Genomic DNA, 18,980 nt, shown 5'->3' with positions numbered 1-18,980 from the left:
GCCAGGAATCGAGGCGCCTGCATCGCGAGCAAGCTTTGCTCCCACAGATTTACTGCCACAGGTTGGCTGCCACGGCGAGTCAGTTCTGGTTGCTGCAGTTGTCAGCCAGCTTGCGATAGTCCAGCGCCTGCTTGTGGCCCGCTGAGTCGAGGTAGGTCATGCGGGCATTCACCACGCCGCAGGCCGGGGTCGGATCTTCGCTGAGGGACAGGACCTTCTGGATATCCAGGTGGGTGCCATAGGCGTAGGTCTGAGCCTGGACGTGACTCTCGGCCCGGGCCGACAAGGTGCAGATGTTCAGCGCGGCGAAAAGGCAGGCAGCGTAGACGGCTTTGGTGTTCATGGCGGTATCCTCGATGCATTCAATGGGTGTGTTTTTCGGCCGGGGCGTGTTGTGCCGCCTCGATGGATGCCATTGAATGCCCGTGAGGTATCGCGTCTGTATCGGGCAACGCGGCTTTTTGAATCCCTGTGTATCCGCCGCGCGCCAGATACACTGCAATACAAACCGCCGCGAGCCGGGCTGGCCGGCGCCTGTAGACTGATCACAACGAAACGCCAAGGGGCAGAACACCATGGATCACGTCGATCATGTGTTGATCGTGGATGACGATCGCGAAATCAGAGAACTGGTGGGCAACTACCTGAAAAAGAACGGCCTGCGTACCACCGTAGTTGCCGATGGCCGACAGATGCGTGCCTTTCTCGAAACGACCCCGGTGGACCTGATCGTGCTGGACATCATGATGCCGGGCGATGATGGCCTGGTGCTGTGCCGGGAACTGCGCGCCGGTAAACACAAGGCCACACCGGTACTGATGCTCACCGCCCGCAACGATGAAACCGACCGCATCATCGGCCTGGAAATGGGCGCCGACGATTACCTGGTCAAACCCTTCGCCGCCCGGGAGTTGCTGGCGCGGATCAACGCCGTGCTACGGCGTACCCGCATGCTGCCGCCCAACCTGGTGGTCACCGAAAGCGGTCGCCTGCTGGCGTTCGGCCGCTGGCGCCTGGACACCACTGCACGGCACCTGCTGGACACTGACGGCACCATGGTCGCCTTGAGCGGCGCCGAATATCGCCTGTTGCGGGTGTTCCTCGACCACCCGCAGCGGGTGCTCAATCGCGATCAGTTGCTGAACCTGACCCAGGGCCGGGACGCCGATCTGTTCGATCGCTCCATCGATCTGCTGGTCAGCCGCCTGCGTCAACGGTTGCTGGATGATGCCCGGGAGCCGGCCTACATCAAGACCGTGCGCAGCGAAGGCTATGTGTTCTCGTTGCCGGTGGAGATCCTTGAGGCGTCGGTATGACCCTGCCGCTGCGCTGGCCGCGCACCCTCGCCTCGCGCCTGTCGCTGATCTTCCTGATCGGCCTGATCCTGGCCCAGGGCCTGTCGTTCGGCGCCCAGTATTACGAACGCTACCAGAGTGCCAAGACCACCATGCTCGGCAACCTGGAAACCGACGTCTCGACCTCGGTCGCCATTCTCGACCGCCTGCCGGCTGCCGAGCGCCAGGCCTGGCTGCCGAAACTCGCCCGACGCAACTATGGCTACCTGCTCGATGAAGGTCAGCCAGGCCAGCGAATGCTTCCTGACAACGCCCCGGTGTCGGTGACTTCAATCCAGGAGGCGATCGGTCAGGCCTACGCCCTGACGTTCACCGACATTCCCGGACCCAAGCAGCACTACCAGGCGCACCTGCGCCTGGCCGACGGCAGCCCGCTGACCATCGACGTGCGCCCGGCGATGATGCCCCTCTCCCCCTGGCTCCCGGTGGTGTTGCTGGGGCAACTGGCACTGTTGATCGGCTGCACCTGGCTGGCCGTGCGCATCGCCGTCAGTCCGCTGACCCGACTGGCCCAGGCGGTGGAAACCCTGGACCCCAATGCCCACAGCGTCCGCCTCGACGAAAAAGGCCCGACCGAAGTGGTGCATGCCGCCAAGGCATTCAATGCCATGCAAGACCGTATCGCCGCCTACCTCAAGGAGCGCATGCAGTTGCTGGCGGCGATTTCCCATGACTTGCAAACCCCCATCACGCGCATGAAGCTGCGCGCCGAGTTCATGGACGACGGCATCGAAAAGGACAAGCTGTGGAGCGACCTGAGCGAAATGGAGCACTTGGTGCGCGAAGGTGTGGCCTATGCCCGCAGCATCCATGGCGCCACCGAAGCCAGCTGTCGCATCAACCTGGATGCGTTTCTCGACAGCCTGGTGTTCGACTATCAGGACATCGGCCAGGACGTACAGCTATCCGGGAAAAACGCCGCGGTCATCGACACCCGGCCCCATGCCCTGCGCCGGGTGCTGGTCAACCTGGTGGACAACGCCTTGAAGTTCGGCGGCGCGGCGCAGATCCAGGTGCAGCGCACTGACAACGGACAACTGGCGATTCAAGTGCTGGACCGTGGCCCCGGCATCAATGAGCAGGAACTGGCCGAGGTGCTCAAACCGTTCTACCGGGTGGAAAGCTCGCGCAACCGGGAAACCGGTGGTACCGGGTTAGGGCTGGCCATCGCCCAGCAACTGGCGATCGCCATGGGCGGTTCGCTGACCTTGAGCAATCGTGACGGCGGCGGGTTGTGTGCCGAGTTGCGGCTCAGCCGGGAAATTTAACCCCGATCCACCTGTGGGAGCGAGCCTGCTCGCGATGGCGTCGGTATAGCCAACATCTCTGCAAGCTGCACCACTGCTATCGCGAGCAGGCTCGCTCCCACAAAGGTCAGCCCCAGGCTTTAATGTACTCGGGCTTTGTATGCCAATGTGTCCGCCACAGGCACGGTTACACAGGCTTGCAAACGCCCGAATTCCAGACACACCCCACTTACACCCGTTTGAAAAACTCCCTTGTGTTCCCGGTCGCTATTCACGACCGGGCCCCACACCCAAGGAGCCTTCTCATGCCTGCTTCCACGTTTCGTTTCCAGGGCTGGTCGCTGTTCAGCCTGCTTGCCGCCCTGGTGCTGTTGATGACCGCACTGACCCTGGCGCTCAACCCGGACCTGACCGAGGGCGTGCGCAGCGCCATCCGCGCCACAGCCCGCTCATCCTTCGCCTTGTTTCTGCTGGCCTTTACCGCCTCGGCGTTTGCCGTACTGGTGCCGTCGCACCTGAGCCGGTCCCTGGTCCGCGAGCGACGTTTCATCGGATTGGCCTTCGCGTTTTCCCATCTGGTGCACGCCGTGCTGATCTACAGCTATGGGCAGCTCAACCCCGAGTTCTGGCCGGGTCGCACCACCGTTGGCAATATCCCCGGCTCCGTCGGATACGTATTCATCCTGCTGCTGGCCCTGACCTCCTTCAAAAGCACCGCGCGCCTGATTGGCGGCAAAGCCTGGAAACGCTTGCACGTCAGCGGCATGTGGGTGCTGGTGGCGATCTTTGCCTACTCCAACTTCAAGCGCATTCCCATGAGTGCCTGGTACGTGCTGCCCTTCGGCCTGACCTGCGCAGCCATCGCGATTCGTCTGGTGGGCAAGCTCGCCCAAGCCAACGCGCGCCGAAGGAGTTCATCGCCGTCGGGCCGCGCAGCCGCCCCTCTGGTTGCCACTGACCACTCGAATTGAGCCCCTGGGAGATCGATCATGTCTGCAGATGTTTTGAAAGGCCTGCGCACAACACTCGATCAGACCGGAACGTGGCTCGGGCCATTGGGCCTGCGCCTGTTCCTGGCCTGGGAGTTTTTCGAATCCGGTTGGGAGAAATGGCAGGGCGACAACTGGTTTGCCCAAATCCAGGCCGCGTTCCCCTTCCCCTTCAACCACTTGCCGGCCAGTTGGAACTGGGAACTGTCGATGTGGGCCGAACTGCTCTGCGCCCTCGCCCTGCTGATGGGCCTGGGCACTCGCCTTTCGGCGCTGGTGTTGATGGTCGTCACGGTCGTCGCCACCGCCGCCGTGCATTGGCCGGCGGATTGGTCAACCTTGAGTGAACTGGCCCAGGGGTACGCCATCACCAACAAAGGCCACGGCAACTTCAAACTGCCGTTGATCTATCTGGTGGCGTTGTTGCCGCTGCTGTTGCAGGGGGCCGGGAAGTTGAGTGTCGATGCGCTGCTCACTCGGGGATACCGCCGATAACATCGCCTGATCCCTACTCCTGTGGGAGCGAGCTTGCTCGCGATAGCGGTATTCCAGCCAACCTCAATGTGACTGGTCCACCGCTATCGCGAGCAAGCTCGCTCCCACAGGATCTGAGTTTAACCGCCGGATTGCGCTTGCACGCCGACCACCCCTTCCCGGTGCATCTGGCGCAACAACATCACCGCGTTGTCCATGAATTCGTTTGAATCCACCCCCGCCTCCCGCGCCAGCGCAAACAACTGGTCGCGCCCAGCCAACCCGGGAAACTGCTCGATACGCTGCAACAGCCGCCAGGCCAACGGACTGAGCTCGGAAAAGCGCACCGCAAACCCAGGCGTTCGCCGCACCAGCAGCAGCGTCGGTTGCGGCGGTGGCGTCGTGGGTTGGTAGCCCGGCGCCAAGCGATGCACCGGCCAAAGGTACGCCAGCGGCCAGGCCAAAGGTGAAACACGCAAAGGCTGATCGAGCAATGCTGCCTCGTCACTGGCCGGCAGCGACTCGGCTTGCGCTTGCAGCAGTGCCATTTCGACCCACTCGTAGTGAGCCAGCTCGGCCACGAACGCCGGTTCGTCAGGCGACTGCCGGGCCGCGAGATAGCCCACGAACTCTCCGGCAATGTCTGCAAAGCGGGGGGCTACGCAACGATGCTCACGCAAGAAACGGCGTACGCAGGCCCGCCACGCCTCCTGCCCCAGCACGCTCACCAGTACCGGGAATGTGCCGCTGAGCAACGCACGCATGTTTTCGAAAATCAGGTCCCGATACACCTGCGCCCGAGCCACGTCCATGCCCGGCGGAATCGGGCAGTGATCAGGATCGCGCAGGTAGCGGGTCAACGCCTGTTGCTGTTGCTGCAGTGTCTGCATGATTTCAGCCATGGGCCACCGCCTGCCCCGGCTCGGCCTGATCCTGCAATCGGCGAATAGTCTGCAGTTCGGCGGCCAGCACGGCGTAGGGCGGGAAATTGAAGTCCCGCTCGAGCAAGGTCGGCTGGACGCCGAAACGCGCGTAGGCCTGGGCCAGCAAGGCCCAGACCAGCGGTTTGACCGGCGCGCCATGGCTGTCGATTTTCAAGGTGTCGGACTCGTCGTAGTGCCCGGCCACGTGCATGCCCACCACCCGCTCAGGCGCAAGGCCAGTCAGGAATGCCTGGGGATCGAAGCCGTGATTGACCGAGTTGACGTAGACATTGTTGACGTCCAGCAGCAGGTCGCAATCGGCTTCGTGCAATACCGCGCGGGTGAATTCCAGCTCCGTCATGTCTTGTTGCGGGGCGGCGTAATAGGAAACGTTCTCCACGGCCAGGCGGCGCCCCAGTACGTCCTGGGCCTGCCGGATCCGTGCCGCTACGTGATGCACCGCTTCCTCGGTAAAGGGCAACGGCAGCAAGTCATACAAGTGCCCTTCATCGCCGCAGTAACTCAGGTGCTCGCTGTACATCGGTACATTGAAGCGCTCCAGGAAGTCGCGCACCTGCGCCAGAAACGCCAGGTCCAGCGGCGCCGGTCCGCCCAAAGACAGCGACAGGCCATGACACGACAACGGATAGAGTTCGGCCAGCCCATGCAAAGCGGCGCCGTGAGCGCCGCCAATGCCGATCCAGTTCTCCGGGGCCACTTCGAGAAAGTCGAAATCCCCAGCGGGCGCCTCGCGCAGTTCATCGAGCAAGGCGCGGCGCAGACCCAGGCCTACTGAGGGTTTGGTAATTGAGGGGGTGACCTGTACGGCGGGGCCTTTCAGGCCTGAATGTTGAGGCATGGCACATCTCCTTGGGGTAAGAGATGGGAAGCCATGAAGGGCGATTGCCAATCAGTCTGTAAAAACCAAACCCTGTGGCCAGGGAGCGGCTCCCTGGCCACAGTTGTTCGCTCGACAGGGCATCACTGGCGCCTGCCCCGTCAGGCTTCCCACCGGTGAAAGTCAGGACTCGATAGCCGCCCCGCACTTGCCCTCGCCGCATTTGCCTTCGGCGCTCTTGGCCTGGCCCGCCAGGTATTTCTCGGCCTCAGGCAACGAGATGCCGCCATCATGGTTGGCGTCGATCTTGTCGTATTCAGCCGCGCGCTCCGGCGCCGCCGCAATGAACTCCTCGCGTGAAACCTTGCCGTCGTGGTTGGTATCGGTCTTGGCGAATTTATCTTCGCCGCACTTGCCCTCAGCGGGTTTCTTCACCGTATCGGCCGCCGCCAGGGTGTAGCCCTGGGCCAGATCGTTCATGGTCAGGGCCGAGGCTGCGGTGGAAAGGCCAAGGCCGCCGACCAGGGCCAGACCGAGTGCAAGAGACGAACTGCTGGAGAAGTTGAGCATGGGGTGTTCCTCGAAAGATCAAATACGCCAGTCACCAGCACCGGGGATCGGTGTCGGCTGGCAGGCGTAGTTAACCGTCGATGTGTATCCGGGCTGTGTCGCCAGCCGAGGTGAAAACAAGCAAATGTATCCAGGCCGCCCTGCTACACACTGGGATACACGCCCATTCGCGCGCGGCCGGCCGATCCGAACGAGCGCGGCATCGTTGTGCAGATCGCCAAACAGCTGCCGGGGAATCGCCAGGACAAGGAATGAGCCAGGCCTCTGCGACGACCGTTTTGCCTGAAGGCCAATAGCCAAGCGCCTCTGCGCCGTGTCAACTGTCGGAACGGTTAAGTTAATTGAGCCGACAGCCGATACAGGGACGTGCGGGATATTTCGCGTTTAGCTGATGGCTTGTTTATGACTGAAGATGCTGGCAACGACTCCACCGTTTCGCCCCCAGGCCTGCCCAGCCAGAGCTTCACCCGTCGCACCTTCCCGGCCATCATGCTTTTGCTGTTCGTCATGTCAGCACTGGCTATCGCATTGTTGCTCAGCATTACCGGGGCCCAGGATAGGCGCGCCCGTGAACAGAGCCTGTTTTTCGCCCAGCGCGCCATCGACGGTATCCGCGCCGGCATCGGGCGGGACCTGAGTGACTATTCCAAGTGGAGCGACGCCTACCGGCATCTGCATGTCGAAATGGACAAAGACTGGGCCTATGACCAGGAAAACGTCGGCAGCAGCGTTTTCGGGCTCTACGGCTACCAGGCGGTGTTTGTCATTTCCCCGACCGGCAAAACCGTCTATTCGGTGATCAATGGCGATATGAGTGAGGTCGACGCCGACACGTGGCTGGCCGGTGACCTGCAAGGGCTGGCGAAGAAAGCCAGCGACCCGCAGAACCGCGATGAAGTCATCGTCGAGCTGCTGCATCACGACGGCGCACCTGCGTTCGTCGCCGCCTCGGCCCTCACTGTCGGCACCGACGACAGCGTGCCCGAAATCCCGGGGCCGCCCAGTTTGCTGCTGTTCGTGAAAGTCCTTGATGCCGCCTCTTTGCAAAACCTGGCGCGAGACTTTGCCCTGCCGGATGCCCACATCACCCATGCGCCGGAGCAGATGGACACGGCCCGGATATCCCTTGACGGCCAGACCGGCGAGGCTTTGACGTGGCGTCCGGAGACCCCTGGCAACGACCTGCGCAAGGCCCTGCTGCCCTTGCTGGTCCTGGCGCTGCTGGTGTTGGCCATCCTCGCGCTGGCGGTGCTGCGCCATGCCCTGGTCATGCTTCGCGCCCAGGAACGTCAATACGCCAGCCTGTTGGCCCACCGCAAGGCACTGGAACGTAGCGAAGAACGTTTTCGGGATATTGCCGAAGTGTCCTCCGACTGGTTATGGGAAGTGGATTCGACCGGGACGCTGACCTACCTGTCGGAACGTTTTGAACAAGTGACCGGCTTCAACCCCACACAATGGCTGGGCAAGCCCCTGCATCGGTTGCTCCATCCCCACGGTGGCTCGATTTCGATTGCCCAATGGCTGCTCGGCGGGGCCAACAGCGATTCGTCGGCCCCGTTGTTATGCGAGTACACCGCGCGCAATCAGCGTATCCGCACGTGCAAACTTTCGGTCCGCGCCATCGAAGCCGGCACCTTGGGCTTTCGGGGCACCGCCACCGACATTACCGAGGAGCTGCGGGCGCTGGCCCAGATCAAGCACCTCTCGCTGCACGACCCGCTGACCGGGCTGGCCAATCGAAACCGGTTGTTCGATTGCCTCAGCGAACACCTGGACCCGGCCGACGGGGCACCGCTGGCGGTGCTGAACCTGGACATGGACCGGTTCAAGCCGGTCAACGATTCCCTGGGGCATGCCGTAGGCGACAAAGTGCTGCGGGAAGTGGCCCATATCCTTCAGCAGAACGTGCGCAGTTCCGACCTGGTGGCCCGTCTGGGCGGTGATGAGTTTGTCATCGTCATGCCCGATCCCGGCAGTCCCCGGGACCTGGAACAACTCTGTGAGCGCCTGATCGATTGCATGCAGCGCCCCATGCACCTGGACGGCAACACCTTGTACCTGGGCGTGAGCATCGGTGTGGCCTGGTCGCAACCCGGTGACGAGCGCGCCACTGAATTGTTGCGTCACGCGGACATCGCTTTGTATGCGGCCAAGGCGGCGGGCCGCAATACCTGGCGGGTCTATGAGGAGGCCATGGGCAACATGGCCCGCGACCGTCGGCGCTATGAGCAGCAACTGCGCGACGCCATGCAACGCGAACAACTGGAGCTGCGTTACTTGCCTCGCTTCGATGTGTGCGCCGAACAACTGCACGGCTTCGAGGCCCAGACTTTCTGGCACCATCCCGAGAAAGGTGAACTGGGTGGAGCGGACTTCATCCCGATCGCCGAAGCGTCTGGCCAACTGGAAGAGCTGGGAACCTGGATGTTGATCAACGTCTGCGAAGAAGCAGTGACCTGGCCCACCGCTGTCAACGTTTCCGTCGCGGTTTCGCCCAAGTGGTTCAGCAGCAGCTTCTTGCTCAATCAGGTGCGAACGGCCCTTGAGACAAGTGGCCTGGTCCCCCAGCGCCTGACCCTGGAAGTGGCCGAAGGGGTTCTGCTGATCGACCACAAAGCGGTCGCCAGTACCCTTCATGCGCTCAAGGACCTGGGCGTGCGCATCAATATCGACAAGTTCGGCACCAGCATCGCCTCCCTTCGCGAAGTACTGAACCAACCGTTCGATGGCATACGCTTTGATCGCAACATCCTGTCGCAGCTGGGCCTGGAACATGATCGCGAAGGCGTGCTGGCGATGATCCGACTCAGCCGCAGCGTAGGTCTCATGGTCACCGCCGAAGGCATCGAAAACGCCCGGCAATTCAGCCAATTGCGCAGCGTGGCCTGCGACCACGTACAAGGCCCCTACTTCGGCTCGGCCCTGGCCCGCTCGGAAATGGCCTCGTTCTTTACAACACCCCGGTGGTTATAGGGCATCGTTCTGGATGACTTGAAACCACTCTTTGCGCTCATCCAGCGTGTGCCGAATCAATTCGACAAGCATCTGCACTTGCGGCATGTCCAGGGCGTGACTGCCCACGGCCATCCATAACTGACGCTGCATCGGGTGTTCGAATACCCTCGGCAACGCGATCAGGCCACGGTCCAAGCGACTCATGTACTGAGGCAACAGACCGATGCAGGCGCTGCAACGAATCATTTCCAGCATCAACGCGTAGGATTGCACCTGCACCACGCCCGCGCGGCGTTGCTCCATCAGAGCGTTCCACGGCGCGAAGCTGTCCACCTGACCGTCTGGCTGCCATTGCACAAGCATGTAGTCGCTCAGGTCGTCCAGGCACTCGGGGCGGGTAGCCGGGCGTGAGTAGCGCTTGGCGATGTGTGGCACATAGTCCAGCCGTGCCAGTCGTTCGGGTGATTGCGTGGGAAAACTCGGCCCCGATCCCAACGCGTGCGAATCACTCAACCACAGCACCAGGTCGGCACTGATGGCTTGCAGCGCCAGCTCACTGTCCAGGGTGATAATCTGCAACCGCACACTGGCGTTGCGCCGCAGCAAAGAGATCAGGTCACGGCCCAGGATGTCGTGCAGAATCGACTCGGCCACGGCCAGGCGGACCCGTGGTTGATCATTGTGCGGCACTGAGCTTTCGTGGACCTGTGCAATCAATCGCGCCTGCAGCTGCCGGCCCTCGCGACTGAGGGTCAAGGCGCTGCCCTGGAAACTGAACAACGAGCGTTGCAGCGTCGCCTCCAGCTGCGCCAACTGCTTGCGCAGCCAGGTCGCTTTGACGTTCAGGCTGCGAGCCGCCTGCATGAAACAGCCGCAACGGGCACTGACCAGAAAACACTGCGCCACCTGAGGCGAAATGCCGGATGCCTGGACCAGCCAGGGCTCAGCGATGCGCGACGGTGAGCGATACTCGGTGACAGCCTGGCGTCCTGCGGGCTCGATGAATGACATAGGTGACTCCCTGTCGGTTGTACGGGATAAGCGTTGATGCACATTCCAGCCAAGCATAATTCCCGTGGCGAGGGAGCTTGCTCCCGCTGGGCTGCGCAGCAGCCCCAATGAGGTTGCCGCGGTCCTCCAGCGGGAATCTGGATATAGCTTTTTGGGGCCGCTTCGCAGCCCAGCGGGAGCAAGCTCCCTCGCCACAAAAGCTCGGTGCGGGCTTGGTTAACGCGCCTCCTCCAGCACCTTGCTCAACTGCGCGCCATCAATGCTCAGGGTCGCGGTGTCAAGCATGCCGTCCAGGTAAGCCTTGGCAATCTGTTCCTGGCGCTGGGCACGCAAGGCCTGGGTCAGGCGCTCGCGTACTTCCTCCAGGGTTGCTTCCCGGGGCGGCTGTTGTTCAGTGAGTTTGATCACATGGAAGCCCGCCGCGCTCTGCACCGGGTCCGATACGGCACCGAGTTTCAAACGCGCCACAGCCTCACGCACTGGCGGCACCAGTTGCTGCAACGGTTGCAGGCCACTGTCGCCACCGCGCTCGGCACTGGTGCGATCCTGGGAAAACCGGGTCGCCAGGGCGGCGAACTCTGCCGGCGACGCCTGGGCTTTCTGGCTCAACTCGACGGCTCTGCGGCGCGCCGCCTCCACTGTTTGCGGCTCGGTCGCGGCCAGGAATATCTGGCTGACCCGGTACAGCGCCGGCACTGCCCAGTTGGCTTTCCCTGCCTCGTAAGCCTGCTGCAATTCCTCCTCACTGGGATACTCGGCCGGCACCTGACTAACCGACTGCAAGTAATCACGAAACACAATCTGCTCGGCCGCCGCCCGGGTCTGGCGTTCCACCTCCGGGCGCTGACGCCAGCCCTGGGCATCGGCCTGTTCCAGCACGGCTTTTTCCGCCAGCCGCGTACGGATCCAACCCTCCAGGACCGCTCGGTTACCGAGCATCTGCTGACGAACTTCCGGCGCCAGCGCTGACAGCAACACTTTGAGCTCTTGCGGGCTGACTTGCTGGTTGCCCAAGCGGGCCAGACTCGGCGAATCGGCCGAGGCAACTGTGACGGTCTGCACCGCCGCTACCGGATCGCTGCCCGGCCTCAGGCCAAGCACAACAGCCACGGCGACCAGGCCCAACGCGGCGGCGCTGATAACAAAGGTCGGTTTTTTCACGATGCGGTGGCCTCCTCCAACGGCTGCTCGGCGGGTTCAACCTGGGGCTGCATCCGTGCCGCGTTCTGGCTGTACTCGCGCAGATAAACGATGAACTCCTGCAACAGGCGATCCCACAACTCCAGGTTGCTGCGCAAGTGATCTGCGCTGACACCTGCGGCGACCACGACATCCATTTCCATCACCAGGAACTCGCCCTGCACCGACAACCTTGCAAAACGCCGCGAAGCGTTCCATAGCTCGGCCAGACCGGCCGGCAACTCACCCTGTACCCGCAAGGCGCAACTGAAGGTGAAGTCCAGATACTGATCAGGCGCGGCCGACAGGTTGCCGAAGCGCACCGCATAACCGATGCCCTGGCTGGCGCTAAGCAGTTGCACGATGCCGTTCTGTTCCGTTTCGTTGACCCGGTAGCCGGCGGCTTGCAACAGCTCGGTCAGGGACGTTGGGCTGACGTGTTCAATCAATGAAGTCATGGTCGACTCTTCCTTGCGCTATCAATGGGTGATCGAGGCCTGGGGCGCATCGAAACGGTTCTTGTAGAGGTCATCGCCAAAGCCCTGGGCCAGCTCTTCGAAACGCACCCGGGTCTTGGCGGCGAAGGGCTGGCGGATTTTCATGACGTCGGTGACGTCAATGGTTTCGTAGGCGTGGAGCAGCGTCTTGGCGACTTCGTACATCTGCTGATTCTTGACCGAACATTGCTGCACTTGTGTGTCACGCTCACTCAGTTGAGCTTCCAGACGAGCACGTTCGGCTTCCTTGCCACGGGCCAGGACCAGCAACTCGTCATAGGCTTTCTTGAACTTGCCGATCTGGTCGTTGCTGGCCGCCACCTGGGCCTGGGCCTGGCTGCGCAGGCTCTGCTCTTGCCCGGCCAATTGCTCGTTCAGGGCCTGGGCCTTGCTCAACTGCGCGGTCAATTGCTTGATCTGCTCCTGGGCTTGCCGGGCCTGGTCTTGTGCCGCCTGCCGGGCGGCGCTGGCCTGGGCCTGTTCACTCTGCAAGGTTTGCAACTGCGCGGTGGTACTGCGCAATTGCGCCCGCAAGCGTTCTTCCATTCCTTCGCCGTGGGCCGTGCCGCTTAACAGCAGGCCCAGCACCAGCAACGCTACCGGACAATGGTTCATGGCTCGCCTTTTCATGAGGCCTCCCTGCGCTTAGAAGCGCGTGTTGATTTCAAGCTGCAAGACATCGATGTCATACGGCGCGCCGTACACCGCTTCGGAACTCAGCCAGCGACCGGTGGCGAAGACGTTGCTCGCCAGACCGTAGTTGCCGCCCAGGAAGTAACCTTTGGCATTGGTGCCACCCAGGTGAAACGACGAATCGTTGAAACCGTCCGGCAAGGCATCCGGCTGGATGTACTTGTAGCCGGCGAACAGGTTCCAGTCGCCCTGGCGCTTGAGTTCCAGTGAGTTGCCCAAGGTGAACTGGAGCATCCAGGCGTTGGCGCCGCTTTCCACCTCACCGTTTTCGTCCAGGTTATTGGCGAACTGCCCTTCGGAGCGCTTGCGCATCTCGCCTTCGTCGTAGCCCAGGTTATGCACGTAGTTGGCCTGGCTGCGCAGTTTCAGGTCTTGCGGCAGATCGGTGTCCCACTGCAGATTCAGGTCCAGCAGGTTGAACTCCGAGGCCAGGCCGACATACTGCGGCTGTGGCGTGGTGGACGGGTTGAGAGGATTGGGCGTGATGTCCCGCAGCAGGAACACCGTGTTGCCCTTCTGCATGAACGCCACGCGCGAGCCATCGCTGTCGCAACCCGGGTCACCGGCCCACGGCTCGCACGGCGAGGAGCGCTGGCCTTCGATATCGTCGAAGCGGTAATAGGCCAGCGCGCCCTTGACGCGGTTGCTGTCGTTGATCGCCCAATTGGCCCCCAGTTGCGCCCCGTACAACCACTTGTTGTCGCTCTCCTCTTTGTCGGAACCGTTGCTGGTGCTGGTGTCGTTGGTGTACTCCACCGGGAACGCACCGACGGTGCCGAACAGGCCCCAGTCCTGATTGAGCTTGCGGTTGAAAATCGCCGCCACGCCGTCGAAGTTCAGGTCACCGGAATACAACAGGTCGGTGGAGTAAAACGGATTGGCGATTCGCCCGCCGGTCAGGGTCAAGTCGTCCGAGGGTTTCCAGGTCAGGTAACCCTGGTCGAGCCAGATGTCCTTCTTGCCGAAACCGCCGCCCAGGGTCTGGGTGGTGGACACCGGATTGTTGTCCGAGCCGGTGCCGATGCGAATGCCGGCGGTCCATTGCGCAGCGATCACCGCCTTCATGCCCAGGCGTGCGCGCAGGCGGAACAGGTTTTCCCGGTCTTCGCGAGTGTTGAGCAACGGCGGCAGACTGGAGCTGCTGTTGGGGTTGACGTCGTACGGTCCTCGGTCATTGAGCCGGGCGAAGTCGACGATTTCGTTGCTGTTGGTACCCGAGTAGTAGCGCGACTCATCGCGCAGGCGAATGTCGCCATCAAAACTGATCCGCGAGACCCAATCCGGAAAGGTGTTGGGCTGGGCCCAGTTTTCCTGCTTGGCGGTGGCCATCACTTCAGCCTTGACCTGATCGCGAATCTGCTCGCGCACGATGTTTGGCACGTATTGCACCCGCACATCCCCCGGTGCACCGGTCGGCGCTGCGGCAACCGCCGTGGCCGCCTGGCGGGCCTGCACGGCTTCCCGTTCGGCCTGGGCGATCAAGCCATCGGCCTGGTCCTGTTTCAAGACGCCCTGCTGTACCAGCAGGCGGATCAGATTGATCGTGGCGTTTTCCGACGGCGCCGGGGCGGCGGCCGCGTGCCCGGCCAGGCTCAATACAACCAGGCCGATTGCCCAAGACAATCGATTCACATTGGAAATCATCTGCACACAACTCCTGTTGGCAAACTTTCAAATATTCGGTTAACCCGGACGCCGTCCCTGCAAGGACAGGCGCACGGGCAAAGTCAGGGAGGCCGGTGGCCGTTCACTCAGAGGGGGAGCGGTGCGCAAGGCGGTGATGATTTGTTCATCCACTTGCCCGTTGCCGCTGGACTTGACCAGCTCGACCCGGGTGATCTCGCCCACGGCGCTCAGCCAGACGTCGGCCTGCAGTGAGAAGGCCAGGCTGCGCAGTTCGGGGTTTTCCCGAAGCAGGCGCTGGAAGGTGAACGCCAGGAACTGGCTGTAGGTGCCGTTACCCAGCCGTCCACCTCCAGCCCCGGCCATGCCACCGCCCTTGCCCGCACCGATGTTGAACGCGTCGTTGCCGGCCTGGGCATCACCGTCCATTTGCATGGGGTTCTCCAGGTCATCCACCGGTGACGGCGGCGCTTCTTCTTCGGGCTTGATCTCTTCGGGCTCCGGGGTCGGTTCTGGCTCGAGCACTTTCTCCTCGACCTGGGGCTCCGGCTCCTTGGGTTTTTCCGGCGGCGGCGGGGGCGGCGGTGGCAGCGGAATAATGGTTGGCACCTTCGGCGCTTCACGGCGCACGCCACTCATGTCATTGGCCCATTGCCACAGCAGCCAGGCCGCCACGCCACCCAGCACCAAGGCGGCGGCCCACTTGAGCAGGCACAGCGGCGCGTTCTTCACCGGGGGCGGGTTGATGGGAAGTTTGGCGGTCATGGTCAGCCCTGGCTCGGTTTGCCGGTCACGAGACCGACCTGTGACAATTCCAGGCGCCGCAACAGATCCAGCACTTCGATGACTTTCTGGTACTGCACCGTGGCGTCGCCGCGCACGATCACCGGAAAGTCCGGGCTCTGGGCCTTTTCGATACGCAGACGCTCCTCCAGCTCGCCCAGGGTCACCGGATAGGCATCAAGGAACACCTGCCCGCCGTCATTCACCGAAATGGCCTTGGTCTTGGCTTCGGACAGCGACACCGAGGCGCTGGCCTTGGGCAGGTTGATCTGAATACCCGACACCTGTGCCGTAGCGGTGAGGATGAACATCACCAACACCACCATGAGCACGTCCACCAACGGAGTGACGTTGATGCTGTCCACCGCGGCGTCATCGTCGTCATCGTGTGAAGCGTTTACGCTAGCCATGACTGCGCTCCTCAGGCCGGTACGGGCGATTGAACGTGATGGTCACGGCGATGCGCCGCTTCACCGGACTGACCTTCGCCGTGCATCTCCGCCAGGCGCGTGATGAACTCGTCGACGAACACCCGCATGTCGGCGCTGACTTCCTTGTTGCGAGTGATCAGCCGGTTGTAGCCAAACAGCGCAGGGATCGCGACGAACAGGCCCATGGCAGTGGCGAGCAAGGCCGCGGCCATGCCCGGGGCAATGGCATTGATGTTCACGTCACCGGCCATGGCCGTGCCGAGGAACACCACCATGATCCCCAGCACCGTGCCGAGCAGGCCGATGTACGGCCCGCCGGCGATGGCGTTGGAGAGGGTCGAGAGTTTCGAGCTCAGTTGCTGGTTTTCCCGGGTGCGCACACCGTCCATGGAGCAGCGGATCGCTTCGATGGTGGCGGCCGACACCGACGAGGTATCGGCGCCCTGCTCGCGACGGGTGCGGATCTCCTTGACCGCCACCAGGTACAACCGCCACAGGGACGAATGTTGCAGGCGCTGGGCGAGGTCCTGATCGTCGGCGAACATTTCCAGGCGCGTGCCGATCGTGGCGAACTGCTCACGGAAGGCTTCGTTGGCGGCACTGAGGCGGCTGACCATACGGTTCTTGCGGATCATGATGACCCACGACTGGAACATCATCAGCACCAGCACCGCGATGATCACCCAGGCGTCCAGCGGCACAGCGTTGAGCAGGAAACCCAGGCTGCCGAAACCGAAGCCGGACTGCTCTTCATCGACACCATAGGCCACCAGTTTTGATTCGGCGCCCTGGGCATTGGCATCAGCCAACAGCAGCGGCGCCGCACGGGCGACCTTGGACAGCCGCACCTCGTCCATGGCCCCGCTGAACGGCACGAAAGCCCCGGTGGGAAGATCAGTTGAAGGGTCGGAGGCAAGCCCCGTAGAAAGATCGGCCCCCAGGGCCATCGGCGAATTGAACGCCGGCATCGCCACCGCCAGGCTCGCGGTTTCACGACCGTTGACGTACAGCACGACCCGGTCGCCCGAGGCGGTCAACGCCAGGTGTTGCCATTGGCCGGGGTTCAACGGTTGAGTCGAGACGGCACGCTGACCGTCAATGTCCAGGAATGGCACACCCTGGTTCACCCCCACCAACAGGCTGGCGGCGGCCTCACGGCGGGCCAGGATCACCTGCTCACCGCTGGCCTGATCCTGGCGCAGCCAGGCGCTGAATGTGAACGCCGCGCCGGCGCTGTGCTGCAATGAAGGGCTGGCCGGCAACAGCAGCGGCTGACCGTTGAATTGCAAGGCACGACCGATCACGCCATCGATGCTGGTTCCAGCGGCATCCTGGGCATTGTTGCCATACGCCGTGGCATCCCGGGGCGGTACACCGGTGGTGCCATCGAAGTGGTAAAGAGCGGTGTAATCCGGGTCGAAGGTCAATTGGCCGCTGCCGGTGGCCGGTGCCTTCTGGTTGCCGTAGTACATCCACAGATCCTGACGCTGGCCACCCTCCACGTTCGGTACATCGACCCAGATCAAGGCCATCCCCATCAACGGGTCGAAGCTTTCGATCTGGTGATTGAGCACGGTCTTGTCATCGGCACTGACAAAACGCAGGTCCGAGCCATCATCCTTGACACCGTCGAAGGTGAAGTTGCCGGTGTGCAGGCGTACCAGCAATGCGGTGCGGCCCAGGGCCTGGCTGATCGCCGCGCCTTGGGGCGTGGTGTCCACGGAAATCTGTTTGCGGTAGTGCCAGTCGTCCTGCCACCAAGCATTGGCCGTGGCTGGAAGCACCAGCCCCAGGCAGATAAACAGGGATAACAATAAGCGTTGCATGGACATGACTCCTAGGTTCAAAACGTCGCTTGCAGGTTGAAATGCAGGCGCGATTCCTGTTTCGAGGTGTTCGGCCCTTCGAGCAGCGGGTAGCCCCAATCGAGGCTGCCGGACAGCCATTTGCTCAGGCTCGCGCGAGTGCCGAGGCCGACACTGGCCAGGCTGTAATCCGCGTCCTGATCGGGCAGTTCGTCGCGCAAGTACAACTGCGCGCCTTCGGCGAAGGCGTAGAACCGCCACTCCTGGACATAACTGCCGAGGAACTTGGCAATGGAAGGTGTACGCAACTCCTGGGACAGCAGGTAGCCGTCATCCCCGGTACGCTCGGCGGCCAGATAACCGCGGACCGATGTCGCGCCACCGGCAGAGAACTGTTCGTTGGAAACCAGCGGCCCGGACGCCAGCTGGAACGCGGCTTTGGACGCGGTCTGCCAGTCGTTGGCGAAGGTGAAGGTGTAATTGCCGTCTCCCTTGAGCACGGCAAAACTGGGGCTGGCGCGGTAGCGCTTGTAGTCGAAGTCTTCGTCGGAACTGCCGTAGCCCAACAGGCTGCGGGTGCCCGCCACCAGGCTCAGGCCAAGGCCCAACTGGCTGTTTTCGGTGTAGCGAAAGCCGTTGTAGGCGAAGGTGAACGGCGCGTACTTGAGCGGTACTTTGTCGCTGGCGCCGCCCAGATTCAGCTCTTCCTCAAAGTCTTTGAAATCCACGCCAATGGAAAACGTATTGGCCCAGGCGGCGCTGGACGCCAAGGTGTAGATCGCCGAGACACCGTACGAATGGCCCCTGCCCAAGACGTTGCTGCCGCCGATGGTCGCCACGTTGCTGTCGGACTGGTAACCGGAGAACTGCACGCTCCAGTGCTCGTCCAGCGGTGCGGTATAGGAGCCCGACCAGACCTTGGCGTTTTCGGTGTCCTGGGGCGCGGTGAAGAAGGTCAGCGAGAGGCTGTGACCCAATTGCCAAAGGTTGTTGTAGCCCAGGCTGGCGACTGTGCGCAGCTTCTCGGTGTCGGCGCTGTAATCGTTATTGAGCCCCAGGCTGGCTTGCCACGGGTTCTGATCCTCGACCTGCAAGTCCACATCCATGGTGCCGGGCCGCTGGCCCTCGCGTACCAACGGCATGACCTGGCGCCCCGGGGTCTTGTTCAACTGCGCCAACTCGGTCTGGACCTGGGCGAAATCGGGCACCTCGCCTTCCTTGAGCGCGGGCACGTCCTCGCGGATCTCCACGGGCGAATAATGCTTGGCACCCACCACGCGGACTCGGCCGACCTTGGTCTCGCTGACCTGCAGGTAGACGATGCCGTCTTCGACTTTCTGCTCCGGCAACTCGACGAACACCGATTGATAACCGCGCGCCTGATAGGCCTTCTGCAGCGCCTCCCGGGCACCTTCGATATCGCTCAAGGCCTTTTGTGGGCCGAGGAACGGGTACACCGCCTCCTCGATGGCCCGGGCATCGAGCACGGTGTTGCCACGCACGAAATACTCGTTCACGTCCACCAGGCGAGCCGGGGCCGATTCGACTGCCTGCTGCGCTTGCGCGGCGAACGCCGACGGCCCCCCGACCGTCAACACCAACCA

General features: G+C 62.6%; 18 protein-coding genes. 5 read left to right on the top strand and 13 right to left on the bottom strand.

Features of this window, described 5'->3' with window-relative positions; all coding sequences use genetic code 11:
* Positions 1–79 precede the first annotated feature (79 nt).
* Complete coding sequence (locus QOM08_RS11540) at positions 80–343, bottom strand: DUF2790 domain-containing protein (protein ID WP_047228959.1); 264 nt, start codon at positions 341–343, stop codon at positions 80–82.
* 232 nt (positions 344–575) lie between these two features.
* Between QOM08_RS11540 and QOM08_RS11535 the strand changes: the two genes are divergently transcribed.
* The 4 genes from QOM08_RS11535 to QOM08_RS11520 all read left to right on the top strand — a co-directional run bounded on the left by QOM08_RS11535 (position 576) and on the right by QOM08_RS11520 (position 4,086).
* The gene (locus QOM08_RS11535) at positions 576–1,316 is read left to right on the top strand and encodes a response regulator (protein WP_003202589.1); all 741 of its coding nucleotides are present in this window, start codon (positions 576–578) and stop codon (positions 1,314–1,316) included.
* Positions 1,313–2,623: an ATP-binding protein gene (locus QOM08_RS11530; protein WP_160892476.1), complete on the top strand. Its 1,311-nt coding sequence runs from the start codon at positions 1,313–1,315 to the stop codon at positions 2,621–2,623. The genes QOM08_RS11535 and QOM08_RS11530 overlap by 4 nt, the downstream gene beginning before the upstream one ends.
* Positions 2,624–2,907: 284 nt before the next feature.
* Complete coding sequence (locus QOM08_RS11525) at positions 2,908–3,573, top strand: ferric reductase-like transmembrane domain-containing protein (RefSeq protein WP_139050479.1); 666 nt, start codon at positions 2,908–2,910, stop codon at positions 3,571–3,573.
* An 18-nt stretch (positions 3,574–3,591) separates the two neighbouring features.
* Complete coding sequence (locus QOM08_RS11520) at positions 3,592–4,086, top strand: DoxX family protein (protein WP_047228956.1); 495 nt, start codon at positions 3,592–3,594, stop codon at positions 4,084–4,086.
* Between the two features lie 119 nt (positions 4,087–4,205).
* Here the strand turns inward: QOM08_RS11520 and QOM08_RS11515 are convergent, their stop codons facing one another.
* The 3 genes from QOM08_RS11515 to QOM08_RS11505 all read right to left on the bottom strand — a co-directional run bounded on the left by QOM08_RS11515 (position 4,206) and on the right by QOM08_RS11505 (position 6,396).
* Positions 4,206–4,967 carry a DUF2063 domain-containing protein gene (locus tag QOM08_RS11515; RefSeq protein ID WP_107321683.1) on the bottom strand — a complete coding sequence of 254 codons (762 nt, stop codon included), beginning with the start codon at positions 4,965–4,967 and terminating at the stop codon, positions 4,206–4,208.
* Positions 4,960–5,847 carry a DUF692 domain-containing protein gene (locus tag QOM08_RS11510; RefSeq protein WP_139050480.1) on the bottom strand — a complete coding sequence of 296 codons (888 nt, stop codon included), beginning with the start codon at positions 5,845–5,847 and terminating at the stop codon, positions 4,960–4,962. The genes QOM08_RS11515 and QOM08_RS11510 overlap by 8 nt, the downstream gene beginning before the upstream one ends.
* 162 nt (positions 5,848–6,009) lie before the next feature.
* Positions 6,010–6,396: an EF-hand domain-containing protein gene (locus tag QOM08_RS11505; protein WP_047228954.1), complete on the bottom strand. Its 387-nt coding sequence runs from the start codon at positions 6,394–6,396 to the stop codon at positions 6,010–6,012.
* Positions 6,397–6,798: 402 nt separating this feature from the next.
* On the opposite strand from QOM08_RS11505, the gene QOM08_RS11500 reads away from it, so the two are divergent.
* Complete coding sequence (locus tag QOM08_RS11500) at positions 6,799–9,372, top strand: EAL domain-containing protein (RefSeq protein WP_139050481.1); 2,574 nt, start codon at positions 6,799–6,801, stop codon at positions 9,370–9,372.
* Here QOM08_RS11500 and QOM08_RS11495 read toward each other — a convergent pair.
* The 9 genes from QOM08_RS11495 to QOM08_RS11455 form a co-directional block, all read right to left on the bottom strand.
* Positions 9,367–10,365: a LysR family transcriptional regulator gene (locus QOM08_RS11495; RefSeq protein WP_139050482.1), complete on the bottom strand. Its 999-nt coding sequence runs from the start codon at positions 10,363–10,365 to the stop codon at positions 9,367–9,369. The genes QOM08_RS11500 and QOM08_RS11495 overlap by 6 nt on opposite strands.
* 216 nt (positions 10,366–10,581) lie before the next feature.
* The gene (locus tag QOM08_RS11490) at positions 10,582–11,526 is read right to left on the bottom strand and encodes a peptidylprolyl isomerase (protein ID WP_316912977.1); all 945 of its coding nucleotides are present in this window, start codon (positions 11,524–11,526) and stop codon (positions 10,582–10,584) included.
* Complete coding sequence (locus QOM08_RS11485; RefSeq protein WP_107321679.1) at positions 11,523–12,002, bottom strand: YbjN domain-containing protein; 480 nt, start codon at positions 12,000–12,002, stop codon at positions 11,523–11,525. Before QOM08_RS11485 ends, QOM08_RS11490 begins: the two co-directional genes overlap by 4 nt.
* Positions 12,003–12,023: 21 nt before the next feature.
* On the bottom strand, positions 12,024–12,671 hold the full coding sequence (locus QOM08_RS11480) for a DNA repair protein (RefSeq protein WP_316912976.1): 648 nt from the start codon (positions 12,669–12,671) through the stop codon (positions 12,024–12,026).
* 15 nt (positions 12,672–12,686) lie between these two features.
* Positions 12,687–14,378, bottom strand: a complete 1,692-nt coding sequence (locus tag QOM08_RS11475; RefSeq protein WP_316912975.1) for a putative porin — start codon at positions 14,376–14,378, stop codon at positions 12,687–12,689.
* A 39-nt stretch (positions 14,379–14,417) separates the two neighbouring features.
* Positions 14,418–15,122 (bottom strand): energy transducer TonB, encoded by a 705-nt coding sequence (locus tag QOM08_RS11470; RefSeq protein WP_316912974.1) that lies wholly within the window; start codon positions 15,120–15,122, stop codon positions 14,418–14,420.
* A 2-nt stretch (positions 15,123–15,124) separates the two neighbouring features.
* Positions 15,125–15,550, bottom strand: a complete 426-nt coding sequence (locus QOM08_RS11465; RefSeq protein ID WP_092455456.1) for an ExbD/TolR family protein — start codon at positions 15,548–15,550, stop codon at positions 15,125–15,127.
* Positions 15,551–15,561: 11 nt separating this feature from the next.
* Positions 15,562–17,397 carry a DUF2341 domain-containing protein gene (locus QOM08_RS11460; protein WP_316912973.1) on the bottom strand — a complete coding sequence of 612 codons (1,836 nt, stop codon included), beginning with the start codon at positions 17,395–17,397 and terminating at the stop codon, positions 15,562–15,564.
* Between the two features lie 17 nt (positions 17,398–17,414).
* Positions 17,415–18,971, bottom strand: coding sequence for a ShlB/FhaC/HecB family hemolysin secretion/activation protein (locus QOM08_RS11455; protein WP_409936847.1), 1,557 nt, complete (start codon positions 18,969–18,971; stop codon positions 17,415–17,417).
* Positions 18,972–18,980: the final 9 nt, after the last annotated feature.

It is taken from the genome of Pseudomonas sp. P105 (assembly GCF_032614175.1).
Lineage (GTDB): Bacteria > Pseudomonadota > Gammaproteobacteria > Pseudomonadales > Pseudomonadaceae > Aquipseudomonas > Aquipseudomonas rhizophila.
The sequence above is the reverse complement of the archived record's forward strand: the minus strand, read 5'-3'. Positions and strand labels throughout refer to the sequence as shown.